The 17927-nt window shown below is 54.0% G+C and carries 15 protein-coding genes; 6 read left to right on the forward strand and 9 right to left on the reverse strand.

Annotation, left to right across the window (positions count from 1 at the left end; genetic code table 11):
• Positions 1-107: 107 nt before the first annotated feature.
• A complete protein-coding gene (locus POG22_RS03490; RefSeq protein WP_498903664.1) occupies positions 108-590 on the forward strand; it encodes an EVE domain-containing protein in 483 nt (160 codons plus the stop codon).
• On the opposite strand, the gene POG22_RS03495 is transcribed toward POG22_RS03490, so the two are convergent.
• Positions 587-1039, reverse strand: coding sequence for a cupin domain-containing protein (locus POG22_RS03495; protein WP_223307563.1), 453 nt, complete (start codon positions 1037-1039; stop codon positions 587-589). The two genes, POG22_RS03490 and POG22_RS03495, sit on opposite strands and share 4 nt — an antisense overlap.
• A gap of 181 nt (positions 1040-1220) precedes the next feature.
• The gene (locus POG22_RS03500; protein WP_498903653.1) at positions 1221-2510 is read right to left on the reverse strand and encodes an ABC transporter substrate-binding protein; all 1290 of its coding nucleotides are present in this window, start codon (positions 2508-2510) and stop codon (positions 1221-1223) included.
• 220 nt (positions 2511-2730) lie between these two features.
• On the opposite strand from POG22_RS03500, the gene pilM reads away from it, so the two are divergent.
• The 4 genes from pilM (at position 2731) to POG22_RS03520 (ending at position 8397) form a co-directional block, all read left to right on the forward strand.
• Entirely contained in the window at positions 2731-3837 is a 1107-nt protein-coding gene (pilM, locus tag POG22_RS03505) for a type IV pilus assembly protein PilM (RefSeq protein WP_063717326.1), read from the forward strand.
• 4 nt (positions 3838-3841) lie between these two features.
• On the forward strand, positions 3842-4642 hold the full coding sequence (locus POG22_RS03510) for a PilN domain-containing protein (RefSeq protein WP_063717312.1): 801 nt from the start codon (positions 3842-3844) through the stop codon (positions 4640-4642).
• Between the two features lie 2 nt (positions 4643-4644).
• Positions 4645-5559: a hypothetical protein gene (locus POG22_RS03515; protein ID WP_498903654.1), complete on the forward strand. Its 915-nt coding sequence runs from the start codon at positions 4645-4647 to the stop codon at positions 5557-5559.
• Positions 5560-5904: 345 nt separating this feature from the next.
• A complete protein-coding gene (locus POG22_RS03520) occupies positions 5905-8397 on the forward strand; it encodes a secretin GspD/PilQ domain-containing protein (RefSeq protein ID WP_498903655.1) in 2493 nt (830 codons plus the stop codon).
• Between the two features lie 53 nt (positions 8398-8450).
• On the opposite strand, the gene POG22_RS03525 is transcribed toward POG22_RS03520, so the two are convergent.
• The 7 genes from POG22_RS03525 to POG22_RS03555 all read right to left on the reverse strand — a co-directional run bounded on the left by POG22_RS03525 (position 8451) and on the right by POG22_RS03555 (position 16259).
• A complete protein-coding gene (locus POG22_RS03525) occupies positions 8451-10415 on the reverse strand; it encodes a diguanylate cyclase (protein WP_498903656.1) in 1965 nt (654 codons plus the stop codon).
• Positions 10416-10546: 131 nt separating this feature from the next.
• Positions 10547-11833 (reverse strand): sensor histidine kinase, encoded by a 1287-nt coding sequence (locus POG22_RS03530; RefSeq protein ID WP_498903657.1) that lies wholly within the window; start codon positions 11831-11833, stop codon positions 10547-10549.
• A complete protein-coding gene (locus POG22_RS03535) occupies positions 11830-12210 on the reverse strand; it encodes an Hpt domain-containing protein (protein WP_063717322.1) in 381 nt (126 codons plus the stop codon). The genes POG22_RS03530 and POG22_RS03535 overlap by 4 nt, the downstream gene beginning before the upstream one ends.
• A 125-nt stretch (positions 12211-12335) precedes the next feature.
• Positions 12336-12860: a Rab family GTPase gene (locus POG22_RS03540; RefSeq protein ID WP_074170921.1), complete on the reverse strand. Its 525-nt coding sequence runs from the start codon at positions 12858-12860 to the stop codon at positions 12336-12338.
• 15 nt (positions 12861-12875) lie between these two features.
• Positions 12876-15113 carry an OmpA family protein gene (locus POG22_RS03545; protein ID WP_498903659.1) on the reverse strand — a complete coding sequence of 746 codons (2238 nt, stop codon included), beginning with the start codon at positions 15111-15113 and terminating at the stop codon, positions 12876-12878.
• Positions 15110-15733, reverse strand: coding sequence for a hypothetical protein (locus tag POG22_RS03550; RefSeq protein ID WP_498903660.1), 624 nt, complete (start codon positions 15731-15733; stop codon positions 15110-15112). The genes POG22_RS03545 and POG22_RS03550 overlap by 4 nt, the downstream gene beginning before the upstream one ends.
• A 331-nt stretch (positions 15734-16064) precedes the next feature.
• Positions 16065-16259, reverse strand: a complete 195-nt coding sequence (locus tag POG22_RS03555; RefSeq protein WP_498903661.1) for a hypothetical protein — start codon at positions 16257-16259, stop codon at positions 16065-16067.
• An 11-nt stretch (positions 16260-16270) separates the two neighbouring features.
• Here POG22_RS03555 and gatB point away from each other — a divergent pair, with 11 nt between their 5' ends.
• On the forward strand, positions 16271-17755 hold the full coding sequence (gene gatB / locus POG22_RS03560; protein ID WP_498903663.1) for an Asp-tRNA(Asn)/Glu-tRNA(Gln) amidotransferase subunit GatB: 1485 nt from the start codon (positions 16271-16273) through the stop codon (positions 17753-17755).
• Positions 17756-17927: the final 172 nt, after the last annotated feature.

Raw genomic sequence — 17927 nt, forward strand, 5'->3', positions numbered from 1 at the left:
AAGCCTGTGGAATCGTTCTGGCGGGGACTTGAAGTTATCTGAGTTCAAGTCTAGTCAAGAGGTTGAGAAGCAGGAAATCCTTGGTGTGAACCAGGGAATCTCCCTGCATACCCGATAGGGTTGCTGGGAGAGGATGTCAATGGCTGATTAAATCCGAACCGACCGACTACAGCATCGACGATTTGCAGCGAGACGAAACGGCAATTTGGGACGGCGTCCGCAACTACCAGGCGCGAAATTTCCTGCGTCAGATGCAACCGACGGATTTGGCTTTTTTTTACCACTCCAACGTCAAACCGCCTGCGATCGTCGGATTAGCAAGAGTGCTTGAAAGTAACGTCAACGACCCGACTCAATTCGACCCGAACAGCAAATACTACGACCCAAAAGCGACGCCGGATAACCCTCGCTGGCAAACCGTCAACTTTGCCTTTGTGGAGAAGTTCGAGACGCCGATTTCCCTAACCCAGTTAAAAGAGCATTTCGACGCCGAAGACTTGCAGGTGGTCAAACGGGGAAATCGCCTGTCTGTCATGCCCGTCAACACTAACATCGCCCAGCAAATCTTGGAGATGGCGAAGCAACCCTAACAGGGAACGAGACAATCGGACCGACGCAGAACCCGCAAGTCTTCTTCGTCTAATTCCGCTGGCGTTCCATTGTAGATGGCTTCGACGAAATCCTCGTTGGGAACCATCACGCACAACACGTACAACCGACCCGAACCGACGTTACAGAGTTCGTGGAGTCCGGTGGGGGGAACCAAGACGCTATCTCCGGTTTCTAAGCGCAATACGCGACCGTCGCAGGTGGCGAGGGCTTCCCCTTTGAGAATGTAGAACATTTCAACTGCCCGATGGTGGCAGTGGAGAGGGGTTTTTCCAGCTTCGTCAAAGATTTCCACGCAAACGGCCAGGGACGAGGCGGCCGTTTTGGGGTCGAAAACGGTGGCGATGCGATTGGTGTCCTGGGGACTAATGCGAAACACGCGGTAGTCTCGAGCGGATTTGGCGACGGCTACCATGCAACGATCGCTCATAATTTCTCCTGAATGGGGCGAACGGGTCAAAACTCTATTCGAGACGGTGTCTTGAGGGTCGATTGGCTCGATTTTAGCGGTTTCAAACTCTGTTTTCGTTTACGAAATATGAAGTCCGAAGGTTTCAAACTCACGACACCTCGGATAACGTCCGCCCCTAATTCGCTCCGTCAACAGTCCGTTAACGAGACAAGTTGTTCCATTCAGTTTCGGCGTCAGAAAGTGCCTCTTCAACCGTTTTTTCTTCTAACATCGCCGCTTGCAGGTTGTCGTAAATAATTCGCTGTAATTCGTTGGCGTCGGACATCGGCGGAACGAGAACTTCTGCCCGTTGCAGTTGTTCGGCACTGATAACGCGGGCGTCGTCGATTTGGGTGGTGTCGTCGTTGGCGGTTTTGAAATACTCGTCCTGTAAGGTTTCTACCGTCGAGGGCAGGGTGTTGGCAGCTTTGGAAAAAGCCAGTTGGTTGTCGGGATCGGTCAGAAATAGGGCAAAGGCGATCGCCTCTTCTGGGTTATCGGTATCGCGAGGAATCACCAAATTCATCACCGCTACGGCAATTTTCCCCGTGTCGCCGGTAATTTGCGGGGCGGCTTCGGAAACGGCGGCGATGTCGGGGGCGTTGTTGGCGATGGTTTGGAAAAACTGAGGCCCCGAGGTCAACAGGGCCAGTTCTCCAGCTTGGTAGAGTTCGATCGCCCGTTGGTGGCCTTGGGTGAGAACGTCTCGGGGAATCAGTCCCTCTCGATATAAATTCACCCAATATTCAAACGCCGCTTTGCCTTCGGGGGAGTTAAACGCCGCGTTTCCCGAGTCGTCTACCAATCGGACGCCCATTTGCACGAGAGATTCGAGAACTTCCCCGGAATCGTTGGGAACCACGGTGACGAAAAAGGCATATTTTCCCGTTTCATCCTTGACTTTTTTTGCGATTCGTGCTAATTCGGTGTAGGTTGCGGGAGGGCGATCGATCCCGGCCGCCTCGAAGAGTTGGCGATTGTAGATGGTGATGCGGGTGGTAATGTACCAGGGAATGCCGAAACTCTGACCCTCAAAGCGGCTGGCGTCCCAGATATTGGCCAAGTACTGTTGGCGTACCGTGTCGGGAACGCGATCGTCGAGGTTCAGCCAAGCGTTGCGACCGGCGAGAAGTGCCGAAAACGTGGGGTTGAGATTAGCCACATCGGGGGCGGTTTTAGCCGAGACCGACGCCAGCATTTTCGCTTCCATGGCCGACCAGGGAACGTCAACCCAATCGATTTGAGTGTCGGGGTGTTGGGCTTCGTAATCGGCGATGAGGTCGTTGAAGTACTCCGTAAACTGCGGTTGCAGTTGCATCGTCCAAAACTCCACCGTTCCCTCGTCTTGAGGGGGTGGGGCAGACGCGCAACTGACGAGACCGCCGAGGACTCCGCCGAGAACCAGGCGAATTCCCCACTGTTTGACTGAAATTCCGATAGAGTGCTGCATGGGTGTGTGTTCGGTTCCGAGACAGGTCGATCGGCACGTCTCGGTTGTGATTTCGTTATATTTCGCTCATTGAGGCGCGATCGCCGTTGCTTGTCAAGCACTCGAGCCACATAGTAGAACAGTGGTAGAGATGAGGCGGCAGTCCGGTCAACCTCTCGAAACGCGCATCGATCGCGGGCTTTCGGGAAGTGTGTTCGCTCGCTTCGCGATGGAGGACAGCGTGGTTAACTTTATCAAAAATATTTTCTCGAAGTCCAAACAAGGGATCGGCATCGAACTGTGTCCCGATCGCATCAACCTGATCCAACTGCAAAAACAGGGTCAGGGCTACAAAATCGCCAACTTCATCACGGAGGAAGTCCCCGAAGGCGTTATGGAGGAAGGGCAGATTCTGGATTTGCCCACGATGTCCGAACTCCTTGAAAGTACGATCGAGGAACATAAAATCAAAACCAAACACATCGCGACAGCCGTACCGAGTCGAGAAGCGATCGTGCGCTTGATTCCGGTTCCCGACGGTCTCGACGACACCGAACTGCGGGAGTACGTCAACCAAGAAGCAGGACTGTATTTGCCCTACCCTCGCGAAGAGGCCGACGTAGACTTTCAACGGCTGCGGTCTTTCGTCGACGAGGAAGGGGAAACGCGACATCAATTATTATTCGTGGCCACGCGAAAAGAAGTCACCGACAGCTACATTAGCGTGTTTCAAGAAGCGGGGTTGGATTTGGACGCGATCGAAGTCAGCAGCTTTTCCGTGTTGCGCTGCATCCGCGACCAACTGCAACAGTTTACGCCCTCCGAAGCTGCCGTGACAGCCGATATCGAGTTCGACAGTACCGAAATTTCCGTCATCGTCGATGGCGTTCCCCAGTTTTCGAGAACCATCGGTATCGGGAGTTTTCAAATTCAAAGCGCCCTGTCTGCGGCGATGAACCTCCCCCCCTCGCGCAATACCGAACTGCTTCAAGGTATGACGCTGCCGGTGAACACTGGCGACAGTATGACTATGGGTACAATGGGGGGGAACAATCCGGGAACGACAGCGATGATGAAAGTTCTCGGAGAACTGGCTGACGAAATTCGCCGCTCGATCGACTTCTATCTCAATCAAAGTGAAGGGCTAGAAGTCGCTCAGTTGTTCCTCGTCGGGCCGGGAAGTTCCATCGGACAACTCGACGAATTCTTCATGCAGCGATTGAGTATTCCGACCAACCAAATCGACCCAGTGGCTGCGCTAGGATTGGAAATGGACGAAGAAGAAGTTCCTGTGGTTCAACGAGCCGGTTTGGGCGTCATCTTGGGTTTAGGATTGCGAGAGGTCTAATACCGTGTACAGTATCGATATCAATTTTCTCAACGATCGCCCAGAATACCGCCCCGAGTCAACGATCGCCCCTACGGGGGAACGACGGTCGATCGAAGTTCCGGGGAAAGCGGTTCTGATCGCTGGGAGTCTCGTGGCCGTGGCGTTTCTCGGCGCCGTCGGCGGAGCGTTTGTCTATCTGAAACAGTTTGAGATCCCACGGCTAGAAGGCGAAATCGCCGATCTCGACGCCGAACTCAGCAGCTATCTCCAAAAAGAACAGCAATACAAGCAAATCCAACAGGAAACCCAGCAAATTAAAGACCAAACGCAGGCGCTCGCTGGAGTGTTTAACTACATTACGCCGTGGTCGGCCTTGTTACAGGATTTGCGCGATCGCCAACCCACTGGCATTCGCATCAGCGGCATCGAACAAATCGAATACGATCCCGGCCGTCCGCCGTCGGGATTGCCCGCCCCCGAACCGACGGAGACGGGACGGCCGCCGTCGCTGGTCACGATTACGGGAATCGCCAAATCCTTTAGCGACGTCAACGATTTCGTCGTGGTGCTACAGGAATCGTCCCTGTTTAAAGGATCGGCCACTCAACTGGTTTCTGCTGAAATGACGGACTATCCGGCCCGCAGTCAAACTTACGACGATAACGCGTCGGGAAGCCTAGAGTTCGAGCAGATCGTCGAATTTCAAGTCGTCACGCAAATTCGCGAAGTTCCGGCCACGGAAATTTTGCAAGAATTGCAGCGTAAGGGTGCATTAGGACTTGTCAACCGAATCCAGCAACTGCAAAGTAGAGGGGTAATCTAACGATGGTCAACCCAGACGAAGACTTTCGCGAAGGCGAAGAGGAAGCGGCCGAAGGTGTCGCCCTATTCGGAATTACGCTGTCGCCTCAAATTCTCGCCGTAGTCATTGCCGCCGCTGGGTTGGGGGCGTCGGTGTATCTCGCGCTGAATTTCGTCAAACCCCTGTGGGAACAACGGACGACTTTGCGACGGGAAATCGCCGAAAAAGAAGCTCAGCGGAGCGCTCAAGGGGATATTGTCGCCCAAATCGAAGCCGCGCAGATCGAGCGAGATGCTGCTGAGGAAATTCAGCGGGACGTACTGTCGATGTTCGCCAGTCCCGAAAGTCTCGATACGTTACTGTTCGATCTCAACCAACAGGTTCGACAGCGTAACGCGAACCTCGGTCCTGAAGAGGTGCGTGCGAAGTTGGTCGCTGAAGGCTGTCCGACGTCGGTTATCGAAAATTATGCCGATCTCGAGCGACAGGTAGACGGCTTTTTTGCCACAGCGAAACTGACTCGCTTCGAGCCGGTGTTTCCCGAAACGAGCCGTCAAACCAACGCGGCGGCAATTACCGAAGACGGCTACGAGTTGGTTCAAGACGGGTCTCTCGGTGCCAGCGCGGACAACCAGGTGAAACGTCAGACCTACGAAGTCGAAATGCAGGGGAATTTCGACCAAACGCGCATGATTTTAACGCAAATGGAGCAACTTCAGCCCCTATTGGTCGTCAAAAACTTTCAAGCCGAGCTTGAAAACCAAACGTTTTTGTTCGACAGAAACGGGATCTTGAGCGGATGTCAGCCGGAAACGAAAATTAATTCGTCTTTTACGTTGCAGGCGTTGCTTCCTCTGACTCAAGAAGAGTTGCAACAAATACTGCAAGCTCAAGAAGAAACTGAAGGTGAAGGTCAAGGGGAAGAAGCCGCTCAATAAGAAATCGGCAGAGACGATCGCCCCGCCGCCGATCGCACCTCGAAAACGCCACGATCTCAGGCTTTATCGCCGGATCTGTGACTTCATACGGGGGCAGAGGTTGCAGCGATCGCCCCTCGATCGCATCTCGAATTCAGTGAATTGTCAACGGGTGCAACGAAATTTAAACTCGGGTGTCTTGGCGATCGCGCTTAAACTATGATAGATACGATTCAGACGCGCGATCGCCTGGGCTGATTCCGGTTCGGATTCAGTTTCAGCAATCCCTTTCCATAGGAATTTTTAAGGAAACCTAGGTAAACCCGATCGCAATCGCGATTTGACATTGGCGTTGAGGAGAGAGCGGTGAAGAATTATTTCGGACTCGGTGGGCTGCTGTGCGTCGGCGCAGCAATGGTTTTAGCCGCCCCAGACGTGGCGTGGGCTAACCCCACAGAAGTAACCTCGGTCGAAGTTCGTCAGACGCCATCGGGTATGGTGCTGATGATGGATACCGCCAACGGCGATCGCCCCCAGATTTTCCTGGTGCGTCGCGGCGAATCGATCGTGGCTGACCTAATTAACACAAAACTGCGATTACCGCAAGGCAACGGCTACAGCCAGCGCGATCCGATTCCTGGTATCGCCTCCGTGGTCGTAACTCCCCTCGATTCCAACAGCACCCGCGTCGTCGTGACGGGATACGGAACGCCGCCAAACGGAGAAATCGTCCAAGACGCCCCCCGTGGCATCGTCTTAAGTTACAGTGCCGACGCGAGCGCCACCGCCGCACAGTCGCGACCGTCGGCACCGCCCCCTGGAATTACGAACAACCCCCAAGCGAACTCGAGCGTGACTCGAACCCCGAGAACGCCCCAACAAACCGCCCAGAGAACGCAAACCCGTCCCGACATTCTCGTTCCCAACCCCAACATCGAAATCGATGGCGTTCCCGTTGAAGGTCGCCCTCCCGTCAACCCCGCCCCCGCCTTTCAACCTCGCGCCGTCGCTCCCCCAGTCGGCGATATTTCGATTTCCTCCCTCGACCCCTCCAGTTACACGATTAATTTAGGAACCTCCGAACGGGTTCCGCGCCTGGTGTTGCGCGATGCCTCCGTCGAAGAAGTTCTGTCGTTGCTGGCGCGAGCTGCGGGGTTGAACCTGGCTTACGTCGGCGGAGGCGGTGAAGAAGACGGCGACGAAGAAAGCCAGGGGCGGCGAATTACCCTGGACGTGGAAAACGAATCGGTGCAAGAGGTTTTTAACAACGTCTTGCGGTTGAGCGGGTTAGAAGCCAACCGAGAAGGTAACACCATCGTCGTCGGGACGCAGCTTCCCGATAGCGCCCGTCCGCTCATCAGCCGCACTCTACGCCTCAATCAACTCAACCTCATCGACGCCCGAAACTTCTTGATTTCGCAAGGGGCAGAAGTGAACGAAGTCACCGTACAGCAGCAAATTCAGGCGCAATCGCTCGGTGAAGGCGTTCCCCCCATTACGACGACGAGTACTCAAACTCGAGTCGAACTGCTGGCAGCAGATACGCGCGAGGAACCCTATGAAGGCTTCGCGCCGCTACCGCTGCGGGGACTGTTGGTATCCATCGGCGCACGTGCGGAAACCATCAACCAACCCGGCACCGAGATTACCCTAGTGGGCAACCCCCGCAAGGTGGAACTGGCGACGCAACTTCTCAGCCAACTCGAAACCCGCCGCCGTCAAGTGGCGGTTAACGTCAAGATCGTTGACGTATTCTTGAATAACGAGGAAAACTTCAACGCGAGTTTTTCGTTTGGCGTGGGCGATACCTTCGTCTCGAGCGACGGCGGTTCGGCAGTCGTCAACTTTGGCGGCGGCAATCCCCCCTCGAGTGCGACAGTGACGGGTAGCACGATTACGCCACCAATTATCAACAACCCATTTGGGGGAGCTGAGATTTTCCTCGATCCCGACCAATTTATCTCTGTTCCCGGAACGCGACCGGATACGGTCATCGTCGGACAGGACGGATCGGTTACGCGAATTCCCGCACCTCCGGGTCAGTTCTTTTTACCGGGAGCGGCGGTTTCTGAAGATCCGCTCGATACCGGCATTACGGGTGTCGACCTGGCAGAAGATACTGTGATTACGTTCGATGACGAGGGAAATCCCACCGTTACCCTCGGAGATGTAGGCGAAATCACGACGAGTCTCGTCGATTTGTTCCAATTCCCCACTCGTTTCCTCGCGACGCTACAAGCTCAGGTGATTAGCGGAAACGCGAAGATTTTGACCGATCCGACGTTGGTGATTCAAGAAGGCCAAACGGCGAACGTCAATTTGACGAACCAAGTCGTACAACGAGTCGAAGTTGAATTTACCGATACCAACGCCGGACAGCGGGAAACGCGAACGGTGGACTTACGGGATGTCGGGTTACAGCTTCAAGTGACGATCGATCGCATCGACGATAACGGCTTTGTCTCGTTGCGCGTCAACCCCAGTGTCACGGCTCCCGTCGGACAAGAGGATCTCGGAGAGGGGCAGTTTGTCACCTTGGTTCAAGAACGTTCTGTTTCGTCAGGGCGAATTCGCCTCCGCGACGGTCAAACGCTGATTTTATCGGGGATTATTCAAGATAGCGATCGCACGTCGGTCAGTAAGGTTCCAATTTTGGGCGATATTCCTCTACTCGGTGCGCTGTTCCGTCGGACAGTTCGCGAGAACGAGCGTCAAGAGGTGATCGTTCTGCTGACCCCCAACGTTCTCGACGATTCCGATCCCAATAACTTCGGCTATACCTACACCCCCGGACGGGACGCGCGAGAAATTCTCGAACAGCAGCGAAACTTCACTTACCCGCAACCGGGGAATCCGTAACCCGCACTCTCAATGCCCTGAAAACCCTCGGTTTACCCCCCAAACCGGGGGTTTTACGATCGCTCGGTCGGCGTTCTCCATTTCCGGTGGGGATAAATGCAATAGCGATCGCGCCCCCGTACCTTGGCCTGGTACAACGCCCAATCTGCCGCTTTCAGTAACTCTTCCGCCGAAGAAGACGCCGAGGGAACCCAACTGGCAATCCCCAAACTTAAGGTCACGCGGGCTTTCACCTGCGAGGCGGGGTGAGGGAGATTTCGCGCAGCTAAGCGATCGCGAATCGACTGCACCACGTCCACCGCTCCCGATAACTCCGTGTTGGGAAGGATAATGGCAAACTCCTCGCCCCCGTATCGCGCCGCCAAATCGCCGCCGCGACGCAAGCCCTCTCGCAAGACCTCTGCCACTTGCTCTAAACACGCGTCTCCAGCAACGTGACCGTACGCGTCGTTATACTTTTTAAACTCGTCGATGTCGCACAAAATCAACGACAACGGCTGTCGTTCCCGAGCCATACGCCGCCACTCCCGGTCGAACACTTCGTTGAAATGGCGGCGGTTGAACAGTTGTGTCAGTTCGTCGAGACTGGCGAGTTGTTCGAGTTTGCGATTGGCGGCTTGCAGTTGTCCGTAAAGCTGAGCTTGTTCGATGGCGATCGAAACCTGTTCGGACAATCGCTGCAACAGTTCGATTTCCCACTCCTCCCAAAGGCGAGCGTCGCGACAGACTTGTACCGCCAACAGTCCCCAAAGCTGGATGCTGGCGTTCGAGACCTCTCCTCTGTCCAAAACAGAGGTCTGAACGTTGGAGAAAATGGGAACCACGAGCTGCGATCGCACCTTCGCTTGCTGCAAAATTTGTCGACAAGACTCGTCGAGTCGCTCGCTCGAGGCCACGTCGGCGATCGCCATCGGGACGTCGAGGGTGAGTTCTCCCGTCCCTCCCACCAAACAGCGATCCTGTCCGGCTTGAAGATCGCGATCGCCGGTCAGCATCGACTCGTAGCCTGAAGCCACCGCTTCGACACACCCGCAGAGCGATCGCCCGTTTTCCACTCGAACCACCAACGCGCGATCGTACCCCATACACTGCTGGACTTCATCGACGGTCGTGTTGAGAATCTCCGCCAAACTCAAGGACTGACGAATACGCTGCATCATGTGTCCGAGGAGGCGATCGCGCTGGCTTTGCTGTTGCAGTTGTACCTCGAGGCGTTTGCGTTGGGTAATATCCCGTCCGATACAGACGAAGGCGTCGATGGTGTCCTCCTGTTGTAAGGTCGCGCAGGAAAACTCGAACTGACGGATTTCGCCCGGTTGAGTCCGACAGCGAAACTCCCCGGAAACGCCAGTTTCGGGAAGTTTTTTCCGAGTTTCGATCGCCTGCGACAATCGCTCGTCGAGAACGATTTTGGTAATCGGCTGTAACAGTAACGCCGACTCTTCGTAGCCGAACAGGTCTTTCGCGGCGTTGTTGATGGTGACGATGCGTCCGGTGGCCGTCACCACGAACAGGGCGTCTTTCATGGCGTGGAAGACGCGATCGATATAGTTTTTCGCCGACTCCAATGCGATCAGCGTCATGCTGTATTCTTTGGCGATCTGTCCGAATTCTTGTTCGGTGGCCATGCGTTCGGTGGAGTCGCGAACCAACACGATAATTTGACCGTTGCGGGTTTCCGAGGCCAAGATTTTCGGCAAAAAATACAGGTCGATGTAAAACATCGAGGTGTCGTCGGCGAAGCGTGCGATTCCTTTTAGGATGAAGGAAGTCCGTCGCCGTTCGAGCAAATCGTCGAGAACTTCTTCTAACCCGACCAGTTCTGGAAACGGCGATCGCGCGTCTCGTCCGATTTGCACTTCTTCGGGAAGGTCGCCAAACCGCAACACCCCCACCGAGATTTCTCGAATCGTGCGATCGCGATCGATAACGAAATATTCCAGTTGAGGCAGGTTCAGTAAGGCTTGTATAGTTCGCTCCATGGCTTGACGCGCCCCGTTATCGATGGCGTCGAACATAAAGAAAATGACTGGTACGATATTTCTTAATTTTAGGCGATCGAATTCGAGCGTTTTTCGATCGCGTCGTGAAGATAAATCGCAGATCGAGGCAGCGATCGGTTCGTTCTGACGCTCGAACGTCGTCAGGACTATAGATCTTCTTGTTCGAGGGGCAACTCGATAATAAAAGCGGTGCCGCCTTCCGGGGGAACGACACAGGATAACTGTCCGCCGTGGCGTTCGACGATAATTTGATAGCAAATTGAAAGCCCCATTCCCGTTCCTTTTCCGACGGGTTTGGTCGTAAAAAACGGATCGAATACTTTCGGACGAACGTCTTCAGAAATACTCGGCCCGTTATTGGAGATCGTAATACAGATTTCCGATCGCTCTCGAATTAACTCTGTTTCAATTTTAACGATCGGATCGTCAATAATATGCTTTCGAGTGTATTCATGTAAAAAATAAACTGCATTATTGAGAATATTCAAAAAAACTTGATTGAGTTGTCCGGGATAACAATCTACTTTAGGAAGCTTGTCATATTTTTCAACAATTTTAATCTCTTTCGTTCCTTCAAATTTAATGCGATTTTGCAACATAATCAACGTACTTTTTAATCCATCGTGTACGTCGACGCGCTTCATTTCTGCTTCGTCTAATCGCACGAAATTTTTTAAATGTTTGACGATTTGATGAATTCTCGTCGCACCGAATCGCATCGATTCTATCAGTCGATCGGAATCTTCTATTAAAAATTGCAGATCGACTTCATCGAGTTTATCTTGAATTTCAGTCTCGGGCGGCGAGTGATACTTTTGATATAGTTCGATAATTGCTAAAAGATCTTGAAGATAGTCTTTCGCAAAAGATAAATTACCCTCTATAAAATTGATTGGATTGTTAATTTCGTGAGCGATCCCCGCGACCATCTGTCCCAAACTCGACATTTTTTCACTTTGAATCAAACGTGCTTGGGCTTGTTGGAGTTTTTGCAGAGTTTCGACTAAATTACTGTTGGCGACGCTGAGCTGGCGGTGCAATTGGTACTGACGCAATCCCGCACGGACTCGAGCTTTCAGTTCGTTGGGGTCGATGGGTTTCGAGAGAAACTCATCAGCTCCGGCATCGAGTCCCTGAACGCGATCGGAAACGGTTTCGCGGGAGGACAACAAAATCAAAAACGTCCCCGACAAATCGGCGTTCGCTCGCAACCGACGACAAACCTCAATGCCATCGAGTCCCGGCATGACCCAATCACTAATCACCACCGAGGGACTCAGTTCGATCGCCTTATCCAAACCTTCGATCCCGTTTTTCGCCAAAACGACCTCGTAGCCTTCTTGCTGCAAAATTTTTCGCAACAGCAACCGAGTCGTCGCATCGTCCTCGATGACCAGCAATTTCGCGTCGGCTTTGAGGCGTTCGTCGTTCATGGGTCCCAATGTCGCGCGCAGTCCCTCACGCGATCGATGAGGATTTCGAGCTTTTCAATTAACCCGCGAATCTCGTTTTCCTCGAGATCGCTTCCGCAAGCTTCGAGTCGTTCGGCGATGTCTGGAATCGATTTGACACAAGCCGTCCGACTGGCCCCTTTCATTTGGTGTGCGTGGGAAACGAAGTCGTTCCAGTTTCGATCGCCGAACGCCTGTTTGAGCTTGGTGAGGCACGTCGGCATATCTTCGACGTAGGTTTCTAAAATCTCCTGTTGAAACTCGGTATCGCCGAGCGTCAGCTCGTCCAACGCTGCGATATCGATGAGTGCCTCCCGTGTCGTGAGTGGGGAGAAAGTGTTGGCGTCCTCGTTCGACATTTTGCGTTCTCTAGGCAAATGGGTATGACAGGGGCAACGGTCGACCGATGCAAGCCCGACCGTCTTCGGCTGTTAAATTCTATTGTGCCAGGTCTTGGAAGATCGATCGGAGGTATCGCTACGGCTTACAAGGCCAGCGTCGCGATCTCCTGAAAGATGAGATCGACGTTATCGCCGGTTTTGGCCGAGGTCAAATAAATGGAAACGACGCGCTCGTACTGTTTGGCTTCGACAGTTTGTCGCAGGTGAGCGAGTTTGTCGGCGTTAGCCAGATCAGATTTATTCAGAGCCACGATCGTCCATCCCTGGGGATTGACCGATAAAAACAGATCGATGTGGTCGCGAATGCGTTCGATGGTTTCGCCTCGGGTCACGTCGGCGACGATGAGAGCGCCTTTGGCACCTTGTAAGTAACTCGGAGCGATGGATTTGAACTTCGTGTGTCCTTCTAAGTCCCAAATCAACAACTGGATTTTCTTGGGTTCTGCTGCGTCTTCCGGTACGACTTCGACGGCTTTGCGAGAAATTTTAACGCCCACGGTCGAGAGGTAGCGATCGCTGAATTTTTCTTCGACAAAGCGTCGAATCAAGCTGGTTTTACCGACGCTAAAATCCCCGACCATACAAATTTTTCTAGATATGACTGTCATTGCTTCTCTCGAACGTTACCGATTGTCGGTTTCGGGTGTCGATACTTCAAACCGAACGCACCGACTCAATTGGGGCGATCGCCCGGCCTCTACGTCAGGCGGCGGTTCGGGCGATCCCTGAGTGCGGATGCGATCGGGCGCGACACCTAACTCGACGAGGGCGGCTTTCACCGCGTTCGCTCGTTCGAGCGAGAGTTTCTGGTTGGCCTCTCGCGTTCCGGTGGGGTCGGTATGCCCGATCGCCGTCAACTGGAGTTGAGAAAACTCTAACAAAAACTCTGCTAACGGCACGAGTTTCGTTTGTCGGTTTTCCGAGGATAACGTGGACGAACCGGCGGCGAAATACAACCGACCTTCAACGGGCGATTCGTCCGTGCGAGCGGTGTTCACCACGCGATCGACCCCAGGAATCTGCTCGAAAGCTCGGCTGACGCGGCCGGCGGTGGCCGCATCGGAAATTTCTCCGAACACTGACACGCGACCGTCCGTATACTGAACTCGAACGTCCACGTTTTCCAAGGCGTTGACCGCAGCCGCCGTCCGTTCGACTTCCGCTTCGATGGAGTCGGGATCTGGCGGGACGTTGACGGCTACGATGCGGTTGTCAATGCGGCGTTGGGGGAGGGTTTCGCTAACGACGGCTTCGGCGCGATCGCGCAATCTCGGCGTCGGCACTTCCCCCGAAATCACGAGGGCGTTGCGTTTGACACTGGCGTCGAGACGGTACACTGCCAGTTCTGGTGTCGATTGCAACGCCGTCTGTGCCTTGGCGATCCACCGTCCCACCCACAGGGTACGGACGCCCCAAGCCCCGAGTCCTAGCAGCAGCAATCCACAAAAAATCAGTAAAAACGGCGGGTGACGTTGAGAGTCTTCGGTGTTAGTGGCGTTGGCAGCTTCGACGAGCATTTGTACGCGGTTGCCTACAGCGGGGGGAATCGTATCGGGGTTGCCGTCGTATTGTTCGATGGGGTCGCCGTATTTCTGCACGATGTAGCCGAGAGTCTGGCGAAACTGCTCGATAAACTGCTTGGGAGGAACCCCTTCGCTGACGAGGGCTAGGTAACAGTACCCCGCCACTTCCATAGTGATGTCGAAGGTGTCGTATTCGATTTGGGATAGTTCTGAAACCTGTCCGTTGGGGACGATGCAGTCGGCGGCAAAACTCCGAATGGCGGTGAGCATCCCGGCGATAGTATCGGCGTCGAGTCCTTCGTCGTCGAGGGAAATTTGGGCGTTGCTGATGACCAAACCCGAGCCTTTGTGGATGAGAAACGCGGCTTTGACGCGGAAGGGTAAGGCTTCTTGTAAAATCAGTTCGGCTTCGGACACCCCTTGCATACGGGCGCGGATTTTGCGGCGCACTCCTTCAAAGCTGAGGGCGTTTTCGACCTTCGCGTTAATTTCGCGAACGGCTTCGGCCATGTATTTGGCGATGGTGTTGCCGATGACGGGGTAGAGGGCATCGACCATAGCGTCTCGTTCGAGTTCGATTTGGGCTTTGATGAAGCGACCCATTTCCGAGGCGAGGGCGTCGCGGATGGCGTCTCGATCGAGTTCGATTTGGCGGCGAATGGCGGCGGCGATTTCGGGGCCGAGGGCGTTGGCGATGCTTTGGGGACGGTTGGCGATTTCTTCGGCGATGGCACCGGGGAGAATGTCGGAGATCGCTTGGTGCATAGCGTGGGGGTTCTGTTTGACCCGTTCGCGAATCACGCGATCGATGGCGGGAACGAGGGCGTTAATCACTTCGTTTCGCAGTTCGACGGGAGTGAGACTCGACAAAATTTCTTTGACGATGGGCATCAGCAGTCCCATCGATCCCGTGGCTTCCTCGAGGCGATCTTCGAGATCTTGTAGTTGGCGATCGAGGCGATCGAGGCGATCGCGATCGGCCGAGGCGGCTAAAACGGGCAGGTTTCGCTCGGGAGGCGAAGGGTCTGATGGCGGGGGGGGTTGAGGGGTTGGCGGCGGAGAAGTCTTCCGAGTCGAATTTTCGGGCGTCGGCCGCTTGGGGGAGGGAGTTGGCGGAAGCGATTCGATGCGATGGGTATCTGACTGTAGCGGCAAGTTCGACAGTGACAGGCTCTCTTGCCGTCGCGGCCGTGGGGGGGGAGAGGGTTCGCTTTCCTCAGATGCTGATGGCGGGGTTTCACCGAGATCTAACAACAACTGACGCAACGCCTCAATGGGGTCGTTTGCGTCCGTGTCGGGTTGCGGCGATCGAGGCGTCGGGTTTTCGGGCGCGGTCATTCCGAGGGTTCGCTGTGGTACTCGTTTTGTCGTTCGGGAAGAAATAGTGCTGCGGTGCTGTCGTTGGATGAGTCCGAGGCGTCAGTTCCACTGTCGTTTCCTTTGATTCGCATACAGACGTCGAACAGCAGTTCGGCCAAGTCTCCCCGTGACATTTTGTCACTTTCGAGATCTTGCGATCGCTTGTTGAGTTCGGCCAGAATTTGAACCTTGAGCGATCGCACGTCTTCGTCGAGGCGATCGCGGGTTTCAACGAGATCTTCTTGCAGTCCGTTGACCTGATTTTTTAAAGTTTTTTCGACGACGACTAAGTTACCCGAAAAACGACTTTCAACCGAACCGAGTTGGTTTCTTAAATCGTTGCTTTCTTCGTCGAGAGACGTGTTCACATATTGGATTTTTTTCTCGATGGCATCGATCGTCGAGCGCAGATCGGTCGTAAAAACGTTTCGCAACCGATCGATTTGCTCGGTCAAGTCGTGACGAAGTGCCGAAATTTCCGATTCGAGGTGCTGGAATTTGCGTTCGTATTGCCGCGTTTTATCGCCAAACAAAATATCGCGAATTTGGTCGATATTTCCGAGGCGTTCTCGCATTTCGTTTGGAGTGATTTCGTTCATGCTTAACTTGTTTTAGAGATCGATACTAAAAAAACAAATGCTGTGGCTCGATTTTACCACGGGGGTCAAAAAAATCGGCGATCGTTCGTTATCGCTCTCACGGGCGATCGAACCATATCCTTTCTAACACTTGAATTCCCTCGAGTCGAACTCTCCCTCGACCCGTCGCTCGTTCGAGACCGCAAGGGGTGCAATAAGAAGCATACTCTCGCCCAGACGCAGTTTTATCAAAAATTTTGGGTCTAAAACCCCGCCCTAGAAGGGCGGCTTTACCGTACAATGGACGTAAGTGGTTAAACTGCCTAACGAAAACCAAGTTAGTAAGTTTACCTCACACTCCAATTAAGTTAGAATTTTGGCGGTGGGACACACCGTTACAGCCTGTGGAGCGAACGAAGACTTGAAAGGCATTGCGCCCGGTCGAGCTGTTGCGAAAAACCCGCGAGGGACAGAAGCAGGAACCCAAATCGTGAGGTTTGGGAATCACCGTCCTTCTTTCGGCGGTGAGGATGTCAATCGATTCCATTGGCAACAGACATGACCGTAGCCGCACCGACGAAAACCGAGTACGAAGCCATTATCGGGCTAGAAACTCACTGCCAGCTCAGCACCGAAACCAAAATCTTTTCAGACTCTTCAACCCAATTCGGTGCCGACCCCAACACTAACATCGACCCGATTTGCATGGGATTGCCGGGGGTGTTGCCCGTTCTCAACGAGAAAGTTCTCGAATACGCCGTGAAAACTGGTCTCGCCCTCAACTGCCAGATCGCGCCATACAGCAAATTCGATCGCAAACAGTACTTTTATCCCGACCTGCCTAAAAACTACCAGATTTCCCAGTACGACTTACCGATCGCCGAGCATGGCTGGCTGGAAATCGAACTCGTCGGCGATGACGGCGAACCCTACCGCAAGCGCATCGGTATCACGCGCCTGCACATGGAAGAAGATGCCGGAAAACTCGTCCACGCTGGAAGCGATCGCCTCTCGGGTTCGACGTACTCTCTCGTCGATTACAACCGCGCGGGAATCGCCCTCCTCGAAATCGTCTCAGAACCGGACATTCGATCGGGGAAAGAAGCCGCCGAATACGGCCAAGAACTGCGCCGCATCGTGCGCTACCTGGGGGTCAGCGACGGCAACATGCAAGAAGGGTCGCTGCGCTGCGACGTGAACATCTCCATCCGTCCGGTGGGTCAGAAGGAGTTCGGCACCAAAGTCGAAATCAAGAACATGAACTCCTTCAGCGCCATCCAAAAGGCGATCGACTACGAAATCGAACGCCAACTCGAGTGCATGGAAACGGGAGAACCCATCGTCCAAGAAACGCGGCTGTGGGAAGAAAACAGCCAGCAAACGATTAGTATGCGGAGTAAAGAAGGGTCGAGCGATTACCGCTACTTCCCCGAACCCGATTTATGCCCCATTGAAGTGAGCGTCGAACAGCGAGAGGCTTGGAAAGGCGAACTTCCCGAACTTCCCGCCGAAAAACGCCACCGTTACGAAGAAGAGTGGGGCTTGTCCGCTTACGACGCCCGAGTTCTCACTGAAGAACGGGACGTGGCCGAATACTTCGAGGCGGTCGTCGCCGCCGGCGCCCCCGCCAAACAAGCAGCGAACTGGGTCATGGGGGACATCGCCGGGTACACCAACGAGACCAAACTCAGCATTACGGAAATCGCCCTCAAACCGGCAATTCTCGCCGAACTCATCGAGTTGATTGAAAACAACACGATCAGCGGCAAAATTGCCAAAGAAATTCTACCCGAACTGCTTGAAAAAGGCGGATCGGCCAAAGAATTAGTCGAATCCAAGGGGATGACCCAAATTTCCGATACCAGCGAACTCGAGAAAATCATCGACGAACTTCTCGCCGCCAACCCGGACAAAGTGGAACAGTACCGCAACGGAAAAACCAAACTCCAAGGCTTTTTCGTCGGTCAAGTCATGAAGCGCACCAGCGGCCGCGCCGACCCCCGACTCACGAACCAACTGCTGGCGCCCAAGCTGAAAGGGTGATGATGAGGGGATGAGGGGGTGATGGGGTCGATGCGTGACGATTTCTCGGTCTCAGGATTTACACCGGATTTTTCAAGTCACGCACCCTTGTATGTTGGCGGTGTACATCGGCGGTGCGTGACGATTTCTCGGTCTCAGGATTTACACCGGATTTTTCAAGTCACGCACCCTT

This window comes from Geitlerinema sp. CS-897, from assembly GCF_028368005.1.
In the GTDB taxonomy this organism is placed as follows: domain Bacteria; phylum Cyanobacteriota; class Cyanobacteriia; order Cyanobacteriales; family Geitlerinemataceae; genus Baaleninema; species Baaleninema simplex.

Excerpts from the sequence above, each read along its gene's own strand:
- POG22_RS03495 (WP_223307563.1), bottom strand. The coding sequence starts at position 1,039 with ATGAGCGATCGTTGCATGGTAGCCGTCGCCAAATCCGCTCGAGACTAC.
- POG22_RS03500 (WP_498903653.1), bottom strand. The coding sequence starts at position 2,510 with ATGCAGCACTCTATCGGAATTTCAGTCAAACAGTGGGGAATTCGCCTG.
- POG22_RS03515 (WP_498903654.1), top strand. The coding sequence starts at position 4,645 with ATGGTCAACCCAGACGAAGACTTTCGCGAAGGCGAAGAGGAAGCGGCC.
- POG22_RS03525 (WP_498903656.1), bottom strand. The coding sequence starts at position 10,415 with ATGTTCGACGCCATCGATAACGGGGCGCGTCAAGCCATGGAGCGAACT.
- POG22_RS03530 (WP_498903657.1), bottom strand. The coding sequence starts at position 11,833 with ATGAACGACGAACGCCTCAAAGCCGACGCGAAATTGCTGGTCATCGAG.
- POG22_RS03535 (WP_063717322.1), bottom strand. The coding sequence starts at position 12,210 with ATGTCGAACGAGGACGCCAACACTTTCTCCCCACTCACGACACGGGAG.
- POG22_RS03540 (WP_074170921.1), bottom strand. The coding sequence starts at position 12,860 with ATGACAGTCATATCTAGAAAAATTTGTATGGTCGGGGATTTTAGCGTC.
- POG22_RS03545 (WP_498903659.1), bottom strand. The coding sequence starts at position 15,113 with ATGACCGCGCCCGAAAACCCGACGCCTCGATCGCCGCAACCCGACACG.
- POG22_RS03550 (WP_498903660.1), bottom strand. The coding sequence starts at position 15,733 with ATGAACGAAATCACTCCAAACGAAATGCGAGAACGCCTCGGAAATATC.
- POG22_RS03555 (WP_498903661.1), bottom strand. The coding sequence starts at position 16,259 with ATGGAATCGATTGACATCCTCACCGCCGAAAGAAGGACGGTGATTCCC.
- gatB (WP_498903663.1), top strand. The coding sequence starts at position 16,271 with ATGACCGTAGCCGCACCGACGAAAACCGAGTACGAAGCCATTATCGGG.